The 15,845-nt window shown below is 41.0% G+C and carries 15 protein-coding genes; 6 read left to right on the top strand and 9 right to left on the bottom strand.

Annotated features, from left to right (window positions below; genetic code table 11):
• Positions 1-590: 590 nt before the first annotated feature.
• The 6 genes from FAZ15_RS22205 to FAZ15_RS22180 form a co-directional block, all read right to left on the bottom strand.
• A complete protein-coding gene (locus FAZ15_RS22205) occupies positions 591-968 on the bottom strand; it encodes a hypothetical protein (protein WP_136903564.1) in 378 nt (125 codons plus the stop codon).
• 7 nt (positions 969-975) lie between these two features.
• A complete protein-coding gene (locus FAZ15_RS22200) occupies positions 976-1,200 on the bottom strand; it encodes a restriction endonuclease (RefSeq protein WP_136903563.1) in 225 nt (74 codons plus the stop codon).
• A 340-nt stretch (positions 1,201-1,540) separates the two neighbouring features.
• Positions 1,541-2,062, bottom strand: coding sequence for a hypothetical protein (locus tag FAZ15_RS22195; RefSeq protein ID WP_136903562.1), 522 nt, complete (start codon positions 2,060-2,062; stop codon positions 1,541-1,543).
• A gap of 1 nt (position 2,063) precedes the next feature.
• On the bottom strand, positions 2,064-3,626 hold the full coding sequence (locus FAZ15_RS22190) for an AAA family ATPase (RefSeq protein WP_136903561.1): 1,563 nt from the start codon (positions 3,624-3,626) through the stop codon (positions 2,064-2,066).
• A gap of 159 nt (positions 3,627-3,785) precedes the next feature.
• Positions 3,786-4,109, bottom strand: coding sequence for a hypothetical protein (locus tag FAZ15_RS22185; RefSeq protein ID WP_202912474.1), 324 nt, complete (start codon positions 4,107-4,109; stop codon positions 3,786-3,788).
• 108 nt (positions 4,110-4,217) lie between these two features.
• On the bottom strand, positions 4,218-4,670 hold the full coding sequence (locus FAZ15_RS22180; protein WP_136903559.1) for a hypothetical protein: 453 nt from the start codon (positions 4,668-4,670) through the stop codon (positions 4,218-4,220).
• A 583-nt stretch (positions 4,671-5,253) separates the two neighbouring features.
• Here FAZ15_RS22180 and FAZ15_RS23030 point away from each other — a divergent pair.
• From FAZ15_RS23030 to FAZ15_RS22165, 4 genes are all read left to right on the top strand, one after another.
• The gene (locus FAZ15_RS23030) at positions 5,254-5,385 is read left to right on the top strand and encodes a hypothetical protein (protein WP_262709325.1); all 132 of its coding nucleotides are present in this window, start codon (positions 5,254-5,256) and stop codon (positions 5,383-5,385) included.
• Between the two features lie 258 nt (positions 5,386-5,643).
• Positions 5,644-9,276 carry a SusC/RagA family TonB-linked outer membrane protein gene (locus tag FAZ15_RS22175; RefSeq protein ID WP_136903558.1) on the top strand — a complete coding sequence of 1,211 codons (3,633 nt, stop codon included), beginning with the start codon at positions 5,644-5,646 and terminating at the stop codon, positions 9,274-9,276.
• A 10-nt stretch (positions 9,277-9,286) separates the two neighbouring features.
• Positions 9,287-10,645 carry a RagB/SusD family nutrient uptake outer membrane protein gene (locus tag FAZ15_RS22170; RefSeq protein WP_162305038.1) on the top strand — a complete coding sequence of 453 codons (1,359 nt, stop codon included), beginning with the start codon at positions 9,287-9,289 and terminating at the stop codon, positions 10,643-10,645.
• Positions 10,645-11,880, top strand: a complete 1,236-nt coding sequence (locus tag FAZ15_RS22165) for a TlpA family protein disulfide reductase (RefSeq protein ID WP_136903556.1) — start codon at positions 10,645-10,647, stop codon at positions 11,878-11,880. The genes FAZ15_RS22170 and FAZ15_RS22165 overlap by 1 nt, the downstream gene beginning before the upstream one ends.
• 63 nt (positions 11,881-11,943) lie before the next feature.
• Here FAZ15_RS22165 and FAZ15_RS22160 read toward each other — a convergent pair whose 3' ends face one another.
• The 3 genes from FAZ15_RS22160 to FAZ15_RS22150 all read right to left on the bottom strand — a co-directional run bounded on the left by FAZ15_RS22160 (position 11,944) and on the right by FAZ15_RS22150 (position 13,784).
• On the bottom strand, positions 11,944-12,168 hold the full coding sequence (locus tag FAZ15_RS22160; protein ID WP_136820069.1) for a hypothetical protein: 225 nt from the start codon (positions 12,166-12,168) through the stop codon (positions 11,944-11,946).
• Positions 12,169-12,659: 491 nt separating this feature from the next.
• Positions 12,660-13,235, bottom strand: a complete 576-nt coding sequence (locus FAZ15_RS22155; protein WP_136903555.1) for a cyclic nucleotide-binding domain-containing protein — start codon at positions 13,233-13,235, stop codon at positions 12,660-12,662.
• Positions 13,236-13,355: 120 nt separating this feature from the next.
• Positions 13,356-13,784, bottom strand: a complete 429-nt coding sequence (locus tag FAZ15_RS22150) for a hypothetical protein (protein WP_136903554.1) — start codon at positions 13,782-13,784, stop codon at positions 13,356-13,358.
• Between the two features lie 260 nt (positions 13,785-14,044).
• Here FAZ15_RS22150 and FAZ15_RS22145 point away from each other — a divergent pair, with 260 nt between their 5' ends.
• Positions 14,045-15,007: a hypothetical protein gene (locus FAZ15_RS22145; RefSeq protein WP_136903553.1), complete on the top strand. Its 963-nt coding sequence runs from the start codon at positions 14,045-14,047 to the stop codon at positions 15,005-15,007.
• Between the two features lie 129 nt (positions 15,008-15,136).
• Positions 15,137-15,442, top strand: a complete 306-nt coding sequence (locus tag FAZ15_RS22140; protein ID WP_136903552.1) for a helix-turn-helix transcriptional regulator — start codon at positions 15,137-15,139, stop codon at positions 15,440-15,442.
• Positions 15,443-15,845: the final 403 nt, after the last annotated feature.

Here is a 15,845-nt window from a genome sequence, read left to right as displayed (position 1 = left end):
GATGAACTATGTATTTATTAGTGCCAATTATGCTGCATTCCTTATTGCCAAAAACGCTGCACCATTATTGCCATTTTTGCTGCACGCTTAATTACCAAAAGTTGTGTATTCTGATTTACCGATTACACGTGTTTGTAACTCCCACTGTTATAGTAATATTTCATCGAGATCACGTCAGGCAGATTGCATGATACGAACAGGGTGAGCAGTAGAATACAGATTGGGTAGAAGTTTATTTTCATATACCAAAATTTAACTGGATGTATTATCGCTCTTTTTTCGTAAATGTCCGTTTAAGCCCGATATATCCTTACGTAATATCATCCTACTATCGCACTATGTCATTCACTCGGTTAGCTGTTAATAATCGTTCCTCTAATATATAATTGTTTTTCGGTAAATGCAACTGAAACAGCTAAGTATATCTGATAAATTTGAAATAATTTCAAACTTAGATCAATGTACAGATGCAAATTGATCGCTCTCTCCTCAGCCTTTGAGAATCTATTTATAGAGGAATTATATTTATCGGATAGGAGGGATTTTTGCGGGAAACCGTACCGTAGATCGATTTTATAATTCAGGATGATTTAACTGTAGGCTTTGATGACTCTATGGGAGGCACCGGAAACATTCCGGCGCCAGCGTAGGATTCTTATTAAATCAGCGTATTGCAACGCGTCTTTTTTTTGTATAAGTAAACAGATAATTGCTTTAATCCTCGCAATTTCGTTAGTTTCATTTATAGACAAACTTCCTAAGGCTTTATCATATACCTTTTCGTACAACAAGTTCTTATCTATTGCAACAAGTTTTTCGATGTCCTTATCTGGAGTCCAAAAAACGACAGGATATTTAAATTTAGTTGTTGCAGCAGATTGGACATGATGATTTATATTACTAAGATCACATAAAGGCAAAAGAAAAATAAAGGCAGTAGGATTGTGTGCGGAAGCACTTAATTGCATCTGTTTGTTAAATTTCAGACCATTCCAGTTTTGCCGTAGTATAATATTTACATTCAATGAAAAACTCTCGTTCTTGTTCATTGTCATCCAAAAAAAGTACACTTACATCAAAACCATTTTGAGTGCCGGAATCTTTTTTACGTACTTGAATAACTAAAAATCCCATTTTTTCAAATATGGCTTTAAAAAACGGTTTCACTAGGTTTTCAAAATCCGATCCTGTAATTGGCATGAGTATGAATTTTTAAATGTTATCCAGGCTTTAATTATTTTTTTGGTTTAAAATTATTTATAATGAATTTATTCATATCCCATCTATCTTGCATATTTTTATTAAACCAATGAGTCAAATTATTTCATCAACTTATTTGTCATTGATGAAATAATTCAGGAAATACTCGTACAAGTAGGAACTTAACAACGAAGCGAGAACGCCTACGACGAAACCGGTGATTAAGCTTTCTCGTCTAATTTTTTTTCCCCTTTTAGAATTATCAATATTTGAATCTCTATTGTTGTTAGTATTATTTGAGTTAGAAATACTACTACCTCCCGAGGCTACTTGTGATTTGTTAATTTTTTGTGTTTTCATTTGTTGAGTGAGTGATATTAGAATTATCCATAGCAACTTGTGAATTCTGAATTTGATTAATAATTTCGGTTTTTTGATTTAATGCATTATTAGCTTCATCTCTATCAAAAACGTTTATTATTTGTTCCTTATAGTTTATTTTGCTGTTGTCGCAAAGATGTTTCTTTATATTCTGTTTTGAATAAACAATTAAATTCTTACTGCTATTTGTTAAAGCGCATAATTCCATAAATTTTGTTTCAGTGCAATCAATATCTGATAGGTCTGCATCGATGCTTTCAAACTTTGCGGGCTTAAAACTCATTAGGTCTAACCATACTTTTATGGAGTCAGCATTTTTTTCTATTTTCTTGTATATATCTAAAACTTCTCCATTTTTATCTTTAGCAACCTTAAAAGAGCAACCTTTTCTGGTAAATACGAATAATATATCCGTTAAATATATTTTTTCATCTTCTTCTATGCTTGATAGAAGGTCTGGACTTACGGTATAAACAGGCACGCTAATTTTGGTTTTTCAAAAACTCAACTGTATCATCATATAAATCTCCCCCGTAAAAATCTTCTGGCCACTCAAAAAAGCCTTTTTCTTTGATCTCTAGCGTGTTGATATAGCCACTTTTGTGTGATGTCTGAGGGTTAAATAAACAAATTGAGACATCTTCCGAATTAATTATGCCTTCTGAAATTCTTCGCCTAAGTCGTTTTAATAGATACTCACTGTGTGTTTCAATGATTAATTTTTTATTCTTTGCGTTCTTTACTATGTCAATAAATAAATCGGCTAAATCAGCCTGCATTTTAGGGTGTAGGTGTATCTCGGGTTGCTCAATTATTGTTGTCGAATTATTTTCAGACAGGAAACCTTGAATAATAACCGGTAGAACTTGTGATATTCCAAACCCTACGTCAGTTATGTCAAGACTTAGGTTGTTTTGACTGACCTTTAGATGATGTACTACTTCCTTAAATTCCTCGACATTTACAGAAAGATTGAAATTATCTAACCAACCATTTACTTTCCCCTTTAAAGAGCTGTTTTCTTTAAGTACATCTGCTACTGCATCTCCATCCAAGGTATCTAATGTTATATTAATTTTTGCTTTGTCTAACATATAGTATCTTTTGGGATGCGCCCTTAACGGACTTACATAATTAATCCGACTTTCGCTGAATTCACTTTTAGCAAATGTTAATGAATTTTTAAGTATCGCAAAGATAATAGAGGTAGCTGTAGAAGTAAGATCGTGTTTTTTTGTGAAAAGGTTGAAGATTGTGTTGTTTAGATCTACTGTTTTACAAAGATCTTCGTTCTCAAGCGTAGTAAAATTTATAAAATCAGACTGGAAGATCTTTTTTTCTGCATTAAAATTAATTATTGACTTGTCTTCATTAAAGAGCGAAAAACTTTTAGTAACAAGCTTGTTTTTACTATGGGTTATAGTAAATTTAAATTCAAATACATCTTCTTTGATTTCATTCAATAATTTTTCGAAAAACGAATAGGATTTTAAAAGCGTAGATTTGCTTTTTTGGGTGAAATCATCGATTCTAATAATACTTCTAGAAGATAAAAACCATTTGACCTCATTTACAAATTCTTTTGCAGAATGCTCTGTGGAAATTATCTTAATTAAAACATTTAGGTATTCTTCAAAGTCCTTCTTACTTTTAATATCACGGTTTCTTATCTCTAAGAATGCTTTTATGGGGATGTATTTTGGTATTCTAGAAATTGATTCAATGAAATATTCGAAGAGTTCGTTTCTTAAAAAACTCTTGAACTCTTTTTCCTTTATTTTAAAACTAATTTCTATGTCTTTGGTGGTGTCTTGCTTTCTAAATAAATTCTTCGCTCCACCCAAGTTTACATATCCTCCATATAACTTTAATGCTGATTTATAAGATTTATAATCTTCTTTACTCGTTTGTTGGAGCAGTAGGAGTAACTGGATGATGGAGCTCTTGCCAACACTATTCGCTCCCAAAAAAATGGTAATTGGTTTAATCGGAATACTTGCATTTTCAAACGCCTTATATTCTTTAACAGATATTTCTTTAATCATTATAATAGTTAGGTTGTTTCAAATTGTTGTTTACAATAACCAAACCTATCCAATCCCCATCAAACCTTCCTACGGTTTCCCGTAAAAGCGTTAGTTTTTATCAAGTAGAAGTTACCGAATTTGGGTTCATTGGTCTTTTTTGGTCAATAATTTTCTATTCTATCCAACTATCTCAAATTTTGAGAAAGCTTTAATTTTTTCAAAGTATTCATTCCAGAATTCTGGGTGTGATTGAGGGTTGGTTCTGTCATTATAAAAGAAAATACTTTCAATCTCACCATCTTCCTTTCTTTTAATAGCATCCACATCAGTAATAATGTTTAAAATAGCTTTATCTGTTAATCCTTTGAACTTTGTGTGAATCGGGTGTTCGGAATATGGTTTTTCTTGATAAATACTTTCTGAATTTCTTGTTGAATTCCAACCGAGAGGTACATACTCTCTATTAAAGGCAAACCATTCTCCCGAAGAATTCTTCTTCATTCCATAGGGCAAGTTGATTCTAAAAAAATCAGTTAGTGACATATACTTATTTACTTAAACTGGTTAATAATTGTTTCCTATTTGTTGCATTTTGCGACACCTTAATATCTACTCTTTATACAACCGCTCGAAAGCGCTTTCTATCGATACTTCTCTTGAAACCGCTATTGCGTATACTTCCCATGCCAAGAAATCTGGAATCTCACGATTTAGAATTCTGCTCAATCGTATATCTTCTATTTTTGCACCTTTGGCTACATCTTGCTGTAAAACTATAAATTGCTTTATGAAGGCTTTGTATTTATTGTCAATGTCGGTAGCCTCTGCATCATCTTTGGCTTTCTTTTTTTTGAAATATTCTTCAAATGCATTAACTGTATCATTTTCGAAATCTTGCGATACCGAAGCCACTATATGATAAAAATCCAAACCTCGGACGGTCGTTATATCCTTACTAAGTGTTAAATCAAGCTTATCTAGAACTTTCTTCGGTAAATTAGCTGCCGAGATTTTTTCTTTATAATTTACATCTATTTGTTTAATAAATCTATCAAATTTCATTTTAAATAATTGAAATACAATCTATTGTTATAAAAAGTATATTAAAGTTTCATTTTTCACTTAACTATCTGTATTTTTGTATAGTTAAATAAGATGACGACTTAATTGACATACTCATAAAGTGTGTCATAAACGATGTCTCTCTCGTCCGAAAAACCGCCAGTTTATCCAGCGAGAAGACCGTGGGTTCGCCATTCTATTGAATATTTATAACTTTGTATTATTCAATAGGGCGGACTTCACGTTAGTCTTTCGGTGGAAAATTCTAATCCTCGTGTAGGAAGAGAAGAGGTTCCTGGCGGTACCATCGGTCGGAAGCAGTGAAGTTCGCTCTATTATTTTGTCAATAGACGATCCTCCAAGCTTCACGAGCAGAACATCGTTCATCATAAACTATAAAAATTATGACAAGAACGATTTTAAACCAAAACACCCCAAAACACCCCGCCAGAATCCAGGATTCTAGGTCGTGGTTTTCCATTAAAAACCTTTATAAGAACGTGTATTGTGCGCCTGAATAATATCTTAGTATACAGACAAAAGAGGAGAGGGGGCTATCACGTTTCAATAAACAATTACCTTTATGCTTCACGAAAGTGAAGATTGCCGCGTCGCTACGCTCCTCGCAATAACGGATACTTATCTCAGTACCATCATTCCTTTGATGTCTGTGCCGACCTTCTTAAAACAATATGAAAACATTACTGTGTCATAGGGTTAATCGAATCGGTTCATTGTATTATTAAGTTTGCACTTCTAATATAGGAATCTTATTCTATTACAACAAATGATTTTAATCATATATTTTTATTGCTCTGCAATAAGTAGAGGGTCGGTCTTTTATTTTTATTCCGGAAAGGCGTAAATCAATACCGATTAACCTGATATGAAAGAGCTTAAGACGCGTTCCGAATAGATCAACTGATTTATTGAATTTGTAAAGACTTTGGTCTTTACACTAACCATTAAAAGAATGCGAAAATTACGCAAAGGGGAAAGCTATGCGCTGTTGCCAACGATAGACAGTGCCCTAAATATAATAAAAAGATCGCCACTTCGCTCCGCTCATCGCGATGGCGTTGCCGAAGAGTCATCTGAAAGATTACCGCGTCACTCCGTTCCTCGTAATGACGATGATAACGGTAGGAATGTGTTATCCACTGGCACGTCCTTATCAAGTCACTGCGCTCATCGCGATGACGTTGCTGAAGAACCGTATGAAAGATTACCACGTCACTCCGTTCCTCGTAATGACGGACCAGTGGGACGGGATATGCAGGTAAAGGAAAACTTGCTATCCATACGCCAGCAAACCCATACGAGCTTTGTGCCATATATTACGTCAGTAAGCAAGCAGTGTTTGCTACCGATGGCCCATGTTTTTAAGTTCTTGACACTGATAATAGTTTTTTCATGTGTGTTGTTTAGTGATGCCCAGGCGCAGTCGGGTCGTACACTCGGAGGGGTAGTACGCTCGGCTGCCGACGGGCAGACTATTGAAGGGGTATCCGTACAGGCTGGTAATAAATACACATTAACGGACAAAGAGGGGAGGTTCACTATCACTGTCGCTGATGCCAAAGGAGTACTAAAGATCTACCACATTGGATATACTGCACAGACTGTCGCTTACGATGAAACGACAACATACGTAGACATCACGCTGCAACCATCCGAAAACCAGATCGAAGAAGTCGACGTGGTTAGCACGGGGTATCAGCGTATCCCCAAAGAACGGGCTACCGGGAGTTTTGAGTTTGTGGATTCGGCCTTGTTTAACCGTAAGGTATCCACCGACTTTGTAAGTCGATTAGAGGATGTGGTTCCAAGTATATCAAGCAATAAATCCTTTGCCTCCAATCGTGGTAAACTATTGAATATAAATGTTAGGGGAGTAAGTACTATCAACTCGGAAAGATGGCCATTGGTGGTAGTAGATGGCGTGCCGTATCCGAACAACTTTGATCAGCTTAATGGTTATTTTAACAACATCAATCCGAACGACATTGAAAATGTAACTGTGTTAAAAGATGCCGCAGCTTCCTCCATCTGGGGCGCACAGTCCGGCAACGGCGTGATTATCGTAACCACAAAACGGGGGAAGTACAACCAACCTTTTCAGCTATCCGTGAACAGCAATGTCACGATCGCTCAGAAGCCCGATCTATACTATTATCCACAGATGGCCAGCAGCGACTATATCGATCTAGAGAGCGAACTTTTTAGTAAAGGATATTGGAACAGCCGTATGAACCGCTATAGCGTAGGACTAACACCCGTGATCCAGCTTTTGAAGCAGCAGCGACAAGGGTCATTGACGGAAGATGAGGCCAACTTGGAGCTGGATCGATTACGGGGGGTGGATGCACGGGAGGATTATCTCGCATATATCTATCGGCCTGCGGTAAACCAACAGTACAGTGCGCAGCTGAGGGGTGGGGGCGAAAAGGTGAATACGTCTTTCGCATTGGGCTACGACAATAACAGGGAGGATCTGGTCACCTCTTCCTACAGCAGGATGACCCTGCGTAATAATACGCAGCTCCGGCCGGTAGAGAACCTGACCATAGATGTCGGGATTAGCTATACCGAATCCCGGCGGAAGGATAGCCACATTTATATGGGCTACAATATGATGACACGTAATTTCCCGTATCTGCAGATGGCAGATGACTATGGCAATCCGTTGGTGGTGGATGCCGTGGCGCGTAACCCTACGTTTCGGGATACGGTTGCTGGCGGTCGTTTGCTCGATTGGCAGTACAGACCGCTGACCGAGCTGGACCAGACACATGCGCTCACTACCGTAAGGGAAACATTTATGAATACCCAGGCGGCCTACCAGATAGGACCATCATTAAAAGTATCGGCTATGTACGCCTATCAGCGTGCTACGCAGCCTACCGAAAATTGGCAGGGCATGGGCGCCTTTGTACAGCGGGAACGGATCAATTACCATGCTTCATGGAATGCCAACGAGGTGATCTGGAATATTCCCGTAGGCGACTACCGGGAAGTGCTCCACCGGTATAACAACACACAACAAGGGAGGGCACAATTGGATTTTCATAAGAAATGGAATGACTTGCATGAATGGAGCGCGATTGCCGGAGCAGAAATCAGGCACATACAGAGTGAAATGAATTCATCGGTCTATTTTGGTTATGATCCGGAGGCCATGACATTCAAGCCTGTCCAGTATGGTGCACGTGTGCCTGCCCTGAACGGCATTGCCGGCACGGCGACATTGATAGATTATGCACAGGCCGAGAAATATACCAATAGATATACCTCATATTTTGCGAATGCATCCTATACTTATACTAATCGGTATGTGGCAAGCGGAAGTTTTAGAAAGGATGCTTCCAATCTTTTCGGTGTCCGTTCCAATGATAGAGGACAACCGTTCTGGTCGGTAGGTGCTGCATGGATACTCTCGAACGAGGGTTTTGCGGAGCAGGGATATTTCTCGCTGTTGAAGCTTCGCGCGACATACGGTTACAATGGCAACGTGAATAACAGCACAGCGGCGTATCCGATCATCAATGTATCATCATCACCGCATTACACTACCGGAAACCCCTATGCGACGATGCAATCTCCTCCAAACCCCAGTCTACGATGGGAACGTGTAGGCATGTTTAATCTGGGATTGGATTTTGCTACGGTAAACCAACGTTTTTCGGGTGCAATCGAGTACTATGTCAAAAAGCCAAAAGATCTTATTGCCAGTACGCAGATCGATCCCACAACAGGTTTTTCGTCACTCAACATCAATAGCGCAGACCTTGATGGTAGGGGCGTTGATGTGTCGCTGCAAACGGTAAATTGGCGCACGAAGGACTTTAGATGGATATCGAATCTGGTATTCGCCTACAACCGCACCAAGGTACTGAAGTCTTATGTGAGCGATGACCGTGGGCTCAACTTTGTAGCCGGTCCGTATAATACCCTGGCACTTACACCGATCGAAGGGATGGATCTCTATAGCCTATTGGCCTTCCCATGGGCGGGGCTGGATGCAGAAACGGGTATGCCACGGGGATACTATCAAGGGGAGGTGTCCACAGATTACGCCGCGATCGTAAATGACTCTCGGGTCAGCGAACTTGAAAACCACGGCACACTGATGCCCGTTTATTTCGGGTCGTTCCGTAACAGCTTCTCGTATCGGTCATTGGAGTGTTCGTTCAATATTGCGTTTCAACTTGGGCACAAGTTTCTACGGGAATCGTTTAACAACCAGTTTTTCATCGACTCAGGCATTGGTCACGCAGACTATGCCAGACGTTGGCAGAATCCGGGAGACGAGAACAGTACCGATGTGCCGGTTTTTAGGTATCCAAATGACTACTACGCCAGCCAGTTGTATTATTATTCTTCGGCGCTTGTCGAACCGGCAAGCCAGATCAAGCTCCGCGATGTGCAGCTAAGCTATAATCTGGGCGCACTGGGCAAGAGAGGGATTAAAAATGCAAAGGTATATGCCTACCTGCAGAATCTTGGAACGGTATGGCGTGCCAGTAAGCTCGGCATCGACCCCGAGTTTGGCGGCACTGCTCCAGATCCATTTGCTGTTTCTATTGGAATGAATATAAATCTCTAATATGTTGAATATGATTAATATTAAACTCTTATCGGGTATCTTGGGCCTTGCTGTATGTACGTCCTGCTCTGGATTTTTGGATGTAAAGCCGGATCAGAAAATGGCAATACCGTATACGCTGGAACATGCCGATCTGCTGTTGAATGATTACAGCACCATGAACGCTTCTTATCCGACGCTGGTCGAGATTGGAAGTGATGATTACTACCTGAACACCTCGGACTGGCTCTCGCTTTCGGATATTGACGAACGCAACGCTTATGTATGGAGCGATGAAGAAAATATATCGGTATTTCAGTGGGCGAATCCGTACAAAACAGTCTATATCTCTAATCAGGTTCTGGAGGTGGTTGATCAGGTCGATCGCGCGACTGATCCGGCACTTTTTGATAGGGTGAAGGGTGGCGCTTATTTCTTCAGGGCTTTTGCATTCCATCAGTTGGCTCGAATATTTGCTCGTCCGTATAATGCGGCAAGCGCCGATAGGGAACTGGGTATTCCGCTGCGCCTAAGTCCCGATATCGACTATGCTTCCGTTCGATCTTCTCTAACAGAAACGTACGATCAGATCCTTGCAGATTATAAGCTGGCGGCATCGTTACTGCCGCCGAATGAGGGGGTAGACGGCCGGCCATCGCGAGCCGCGGCATATGCCGCCCTCGCTCGTGTGTATCTTGACATGGCGCAGTATGATATGGCTTATCTGTATGCCGATTCCGCGCTTACGATCCATCCCGTTCTTTTGGACTTTAATACGTTGGATTGGAATTCCGCAGCACCTGTTCCCCGTTTTAATACCGAGGTGCTGTTCCCGGCTACAAGTATGTTGGCAGGGCCGTTGGGTCAATCATTTGCACGTGTTGATAGCAACTTGTATGATGCATATGAAGTGGAAGACCTCAGGAAGGTGGTGTACTTTCAGGAGCATGACTTCGATCCAGATACGTACTTTTTCAAAGGGTCGTACGACAACACCGCCGCGGGGATTTTTGTGGGACTAACAACCGGTGAAATGTTGCTGATAAGAGCCGAATCGGCGGTAAGGACGGGGCGAGATGGTTCTGCGCTGTCGGATCTGAACACGTTACGTAGAAACCGCTTACAAGCGGAAGGCTTTACGGAGCTGCAAATTACCGCCCCGGATGCTCTGCTCGAGCATATTATAGCCGAACGACGTAAGGAGCTGATCTTTCGCGGACTTCGCTGGGCCGACCTTCGCCGTCTTAATCAGGAGCCAGCTTTTGCAAAGGGACTGGTCAGGATCATAAATGGAACCCGATATGAGCTATCGCCCAATTCTTTAAAATATACAGCGAAAATTCCGGTACAGGTCATTGAACAAACCGGGATGCCTCAAAATAATAGATAATGAAGAACATATTTTTAATATCCCTGATTTTTGTCTGCTCTGCCTTGTTGGCAACGGCACAAAAACAAATAGATCTTAGCCGCCGGATTGCTATCGGTGAGCCGATTCCGCCAATGCATCCCTTTACTGCATTGCATACGGGTGGCGTGCCGGTATCTGTGAACGCGTCATTGGACAAGATCATTCTGCTCGATTTCTTTGATACCTATTGTGTTAACTGTATTGCTTCCCTTCCCAAGTTGCAAAAGCTACAGGGAGAGTTTGGCGATAGCTTACAGATCGTACTGGTATCCTGGCAGGATAGCGCCGTTCTGCAGCGATTTTGGAACACCAATCCCACGGTAACCGAAAATGGTATCCAGTTACCCATCATTTATGGGGATACGCTGCTGCGAAAATATTTCCCGCATCAGGGGATTCCGCATGTGGCATGGTTGTATCAGAATAAACTACAGGCGGTGACCCATTCCGATTTTGTAGATCATACAGCCCTATCTAAATTAGCACGTGATCGCAAAATAAAACTCCCCGTAAAAAATGATTTTGTCAATCTGGATTCTCAGGTGGAAACACCTACATCCAAGTTGCAGGGGTCTGTTGTTCTCGAAGGTTTTAGGGATGCCACACCCAGTGCAGGATATAGTTATTTGCAGGATACGATTACAGATCTGTTTAGAACCACTTTTGTGAATATGCCCATCTCGGGGGCATACACAGCCATCTGGAGTAAAATCAAAAAGCCTGATTTTTTAATGAAGAACGAACGTTATGTGTGGCTGGTCGAGGATTCAACACGGTACAAGAATTTTGGGACAGCGGGAAATAGTCAGCGCTGGTTAGCGGAAAATGCGATGTGCTATGCGCGTTATGATAGGAATCACCGTAGGGAGGAAGATCAGGCACAAGCGGTATTGAATGACCTGAATGGATTTTTAGGTCTAAACGTTTACTGGAGCACGCGAAAAATGCCATGCGTGGTGATCAGCGGGAAATTTAAAAAACAAGGAGCCGAAGGAGAGGGGCAGAAAATGGAAGGCACTGGGGTATTGGCTTTTTTAATCGATTATTCGGATAAATACCCACCTGTTGTGGATAACGTAAAGACAAAGGAAACAATGGTTATTCCCGAATTCGAAAGCATCGCTGAACTGGACCGATATCTTAAGAGATACGGACTTAGGGCTCAGCTGCAGGAAGAGGAGATCGAAGTACTTGTTTTCGAAGAGATCTTGTAAATGACAAAAGGGGTTAGAATTACCTAACCCCTTGCCCTAAAAGACTTATGCTGTTACGGAAACCTATGCATCCTTCAAACTAACATTCGCAGATGGAGTTCTCGAGTGTAGAGCGACGATCATTTCATTCTTTAATGCATCTGTTATTACAGGTTGGCCACTGCCATTGTTATTTGCCTGTAAAGCACAGATCTGATCTTCACCACTACATGAGGGTTGACTCGACTGTAATGTATAGTTATTTGGTTGCGTAGGATTGCCGCTTGGATTCAATGAAAACCAAGCCATAATGACCTCCGATTTTTTAACTATCTTTACTTAGATTTATAAGGTTACAACATGTTACAAGCATGTTGGCCGCTGTGCCTCCGGCTTCCGAGGGCATTGCCTTTTACAGCAAGCGGTCTTGAATATTTTCTGACCCCGCCCCACGGGGGAAGAGCGCAAACTTACGCCAACGCCATAGCGCAGGGCCTTTGCAAAATGCAACCTTATCAAAACTGCTATCCCCGAGCGCTCGCCTGTCTCTCATAGAGAAGTAGCCCATCGGCAAGAGGCCGATAGTGGAGCTATCATTTGATGTTGGCAGCTGCTGCGGTAGGAATCTTAAATTGTTGCTTCGTGCGTTCATATACATCACAAATATCTATAGTCTGTTTTTTCTAAAATGGGGTCTCACGGGACTATTTTCATTTATTTTTTTTCAATTGCTGATGAGAGCTCGACGCAAATAGTATTGCCTTGTGTGTCAATACTATTTATGTCTCGGTTTCATTTTTTTATGGTCGCCCAAATAAGACTTCCCTTTTGCTTTCGTAAAGTGTTTTTCGATCAATCGCTAAAAATGCACTTAGTTGTATGTTGTTTAGTTGATCGGTAATATGGGGCAGGTGTTCGCAAAGTTTGGCATAGCGCATGGTCGGATCATAGGCAATGACAAGCGCTTTGAGATCAAAAAATGTCGATTTACGCTGCCGCAGTATACTCACAAACCGTCGGATGGTCGGGTCTTGATCTTGCAGTATTTGGATAATGGGCAATGGAATACTGGCTAGCTTACTTTTTTTAAGAAAGCTGATACGGAGGGACTGGCTGTTGAAACTGTACTCGTGTTTGGTACCTGTAAAGTAATGGCCATCACCGGCTACCCAATGGAGATAGGGCTTTTTTGCATCGAGCTGGTAAGCCCCTACTAGTCCATCGATGACGTAACACCAGTATGGGCGCTCCTCATCTTCACGGCAGTAAACGATATCCCGGCGGTAGGTATGGACAACGGTATGTTCCAACAGTGTGTCTAAAGATTGTGGGTTGTCATTAAAAAAGGGTTTGATATAAGTTATAAATTGATTCATAAAAAATACAGCAATAGCGGTGTAGCGCACTACACGTAAAAAGGGTTAAGGATTTTTTGAATATTTACCGTCATGGGTTTCGGCTCATGACGGTAAATGGGTTATGCGATCACGATATGCTTAGCGATACCGTATCCAGATGGACACTTGTTCCAGTGCTTGCTGGGGTTCCTCGCTGAACGTAAACTGCTGCTGACTTTGCCTGGAGAAAAACAGATCCTTCGGACTTTGGTCTGAATCTGGACGCGATGCTTTATTAAAGCTAACAAGATTGCCCTTGTCCCAGGTATCCGCCACAGCTGTGGCGATCTCGTTGAGAAGATTTGAATCCATGCCCACCAATTGGTCGTACTGGGTCGCAGTCAAATCGAACGTATCATCCATCCAGTCAACAGGATCACGCCGGATAAAATCTGTTTCTTTTGCCCGTTCTGCCAATGGAAGGCTTAAGATTCTTGTCTGTTCTTGGGAAAATCCCACGTTGTCGAAATTTGATTTCATATTTTTATTTTTTTTGTGAACCAGCAAATAAAAAAGGAAAGACTGCAAAAACAACGGTTTAAAGGGGTATAAAAGACGATGTACATTTTTTGTACATCATTTTTAGGGCTTTTTTTGCTGATGTACATTTTTTGTACATCGCAAAAACGACTAAAGCGAAGATTTTTTTGATCCTTCTCCTGGCTTAAGTGTTGATTTTCAATTGTGTTTGAAATTTAATTGGAGATTGTAATTATTATTTGTATTTTCGTCATAAACTGTATTCCCGATCTACTAAATAGATCTTTATCTGTAAGACAAGACAGCCTATGATTATTAAATATATTGCAAAGTGCTTTGTAATTATTTTTTCGCTTTTTATGGTGGCATATGTCATCAATTTAACCCATTTGATATTTGATCCGGCCGATCGCATGCAGGCAAGCTCATTTTGGCCTGTTTACCACGTCACGATAATTTTAATTTTTTGTTATGCGCTTTGGATAAACTGGATGTATAATGTCACCCTTGAATCTGCATGGAAAACTGAGTGGCTTTCTAAAACATACATACGCACCGTGCTATATGTCTTGCTGGCAAGCGTACCCATAATAGTCGTACACGGGTTATTTGTACACGCCGGTGTAATTTTAACGTGGAGATCAGGTGTAGATCTTGATTTGCATATCATAAAGTCGAATTACTGGAGGAAAGATTTTGTCTATTTTGCTATTCCGCTATTTGCCACCCAAGCCTTATTTTATTTCTTTCCCGCTTTGCGGTTCTTTAGAGGCAAGTCCCGAAAAGTAGATTTGTCGGCGATAGATGATCTACAGTTCTGGAAATTATCCCATAAACCAGATGTGTTGCTTAAGCATCTCCGTCAGGTAATCAGCACGGAGGTCATATTTGATGGTATAAAAATAAGAGTATTTGATATCGTATTTATCGTTTTTGAAAATGGGTTTTATTTTGCGATTCTAACAAATGGAGAGAAATGTCTGATTCAGTTTTCGAAAGATTCGCTAGCGCAATGGCCTTTAGGTAAATGGTTTGTGAAGATAAAGGATAAGGTACATATCAATATGTTGTACGTAAAATATCCTGTGAAGAACATTAAAGAACTGCGTTTGGAAAATGAGACAAATGCCGCTCTTTTTCGCGACGGTAGATTGAGTAGAGAGGAGCTACTGTTTACAGGTAGGCGACTTGAGAAAAATGTGAAGGATTTTTTGAATAATATAAACCAGTTGGGAGAAGAGGGCTGGGAGGAATATATTGCCTCGAAGTAAGATTCTCCCTGATTTTAAACACAGGCCGTAAGAATATTGCTTGAAAATGATGATAAGCCTATGCATTTTAGGGCTTACGGGCAGAGCTTTGTTCAGGGTTTCGGTATGGTCGATAAGACTAAATAAACCATGTTAAATCTATTACAACGCATTTGTTTCCTCCTGGAAGCAACTTACCAATTATTAAAAGAAGCAACAGAAAAGCAAGATGATCACGCCCGGCTGGCGCTGGAAAAAGAGGAACCGAGTATTCAGGATAACGAACTGCTGGATATACAACAGGTACGGGAACTACTCGGGATTGGTCGCTCGACCTACTACCGGTTTGTGAGCCAAGGCAAACTGACCCCGAGGAAAATCGGTGGTCGCCCCTGCTATTATCTGGCAGATCTCGACGAGATGATCAAAGAAAGTAAGCGAAGGGGGAGGCTTTAAAGCTTCGACAGTTGTTCGGGGATTATTCGGGAGTTGTTCGACACGCCTTCGGGTGCTGTTCGACTCGTCTTCGAGACCGCTTCGAGACTCCTTCGGCAGTTCTTCGGCTGCGCTTCGACTGTTGTTCGACTCGTAGCCGAAGAGCAGTCGAACACATGTCGAACACGAGTCGAAGCAGAGGCGAACAAGATACCTGTCTGTCCCGAATAAGTGGTAGATATCTGGCGGATTTACCCACAAAATGGGACAATGTGTTCCGAATCGTACCATGTTGTCCCGCTTTGTCCCATTCTTTCATTTCAGGTGCGGTACACCGTAGTTTAGCCCTTGATATCAGCGATAAGCCTTGCATGCAAGCAACAGGTTTAACAAATTAACAACAGTCAAAATGGCTAGATTTTTA

The organism is Sphingobacterium olei, from assembly GCF_005048855.1.
GTDB lineage: Bacteria > Bacteroidota > Bacteroidia > Sphingobacteriales > Sphingobacteriaceae > Sphingobacterium > Sphingobacterium olei.
The sequence above is the reverse complement of the archived record's forward strand: the minus strand, read 5'-3'. Positions and strand labels throughout refer to the sequence as shown.

Excerpts from the sequence above, each read along its gene's own strand:
- FAZ15_RS22205 (WP_136903564.1), bottom strand. The coding sequence starts at position 968 with ATGCAATTAAGTGCTTCCGCACACAATCCTACTGCCTTTATTTTTCTT.
- FAZ15_RS22200 (WP_136903563.1), bottom strand. The coding sequence starts at position 1,200 with ATGCCAATTACAGGATCGGATTTTGAAAACCTAGTGAAACCGTTTTTT.
- FAZ15_RS22190 (WP_136903561.1), bottom strand. The coding sequence starts at position 3,626 with ATGATTAAAGAAATATCTGTTAAAGAATATAAGGCGTTTGAAAATGCA.
- FAZ15_RS22185 (WP_202912474.1), bottom strand. The coding sequence starts at position 4,109 with ATGAAGAAGAATTCTTCGGGAGAATGGTTTGCCTTTAATAGAGAGTAT.
- FAZ15_RS22180 (WP_136903559.1), bottom strand. The coding sequence starts at position 4,670 with ATGAAATTTGATAGATTTATTAAACAAATAGATGTAAATTATAAAGAA.
- FAZ15_RS23030 (WP_262709325.1), top strand. The coding sequence starts at position 5,254 with ATGCTTCACGAAAGTGAAGATTGCCGCGTCGCTACGCTCCTCGCAATA.
- FAZ15_RS22175 (WP_136903558.1), top strand. The coding sequence starts at position 5,644 with ATGCGAAAATTACGCAAAGGGGAAAGCTATGCGCTGTTGCCAACGATA.
- FAZ15_RS22170 (WP_162305038.1), top strand. The coding sequence starts at position 9,287 with ATGATTAATATTAAACTCTTATCGGGTATCTTGGGCCTTGCTGTATGT.
- FAZ15_RS22165 (WP_136903556.1), top strand. The coding sequence starts at position 10,645 with ATGAAGAACATATTTTTAATATCCCTGATTTTTGTCTGCTCTGCCTTG.
- FAZ15_RS22160 (WP_136820069.1), bottom strand. The coding sequence starts at position 12,168 with ATGGCTTGGTTTTCATTGAATCCAAGCGGCAATCCTACGCAACCAAAT.
- FAZ15_RS22155 (WP_136903555.1), bottom strand. The coding sequence starts at position 13,235 with ATGAATCAATTTATAACTTATATCAAACCCTTTTTTAATGACAACCCA.
- FAZ15_RS22145 (WP_136903553.1), top strand. The coding sequence starts at position 14,045 with ATGATTATTAAATATATTGCAAAGTGCTTTGTAATTATTTTTTCGCTT.
- FAZ15_RS22140 (WP_136903552.1), top strand. The coding sequence starts at position 15,137 with ATGTTAAATCTATTACAACGCATTTGTTTCCTCCTGGAAGCAACTTAC.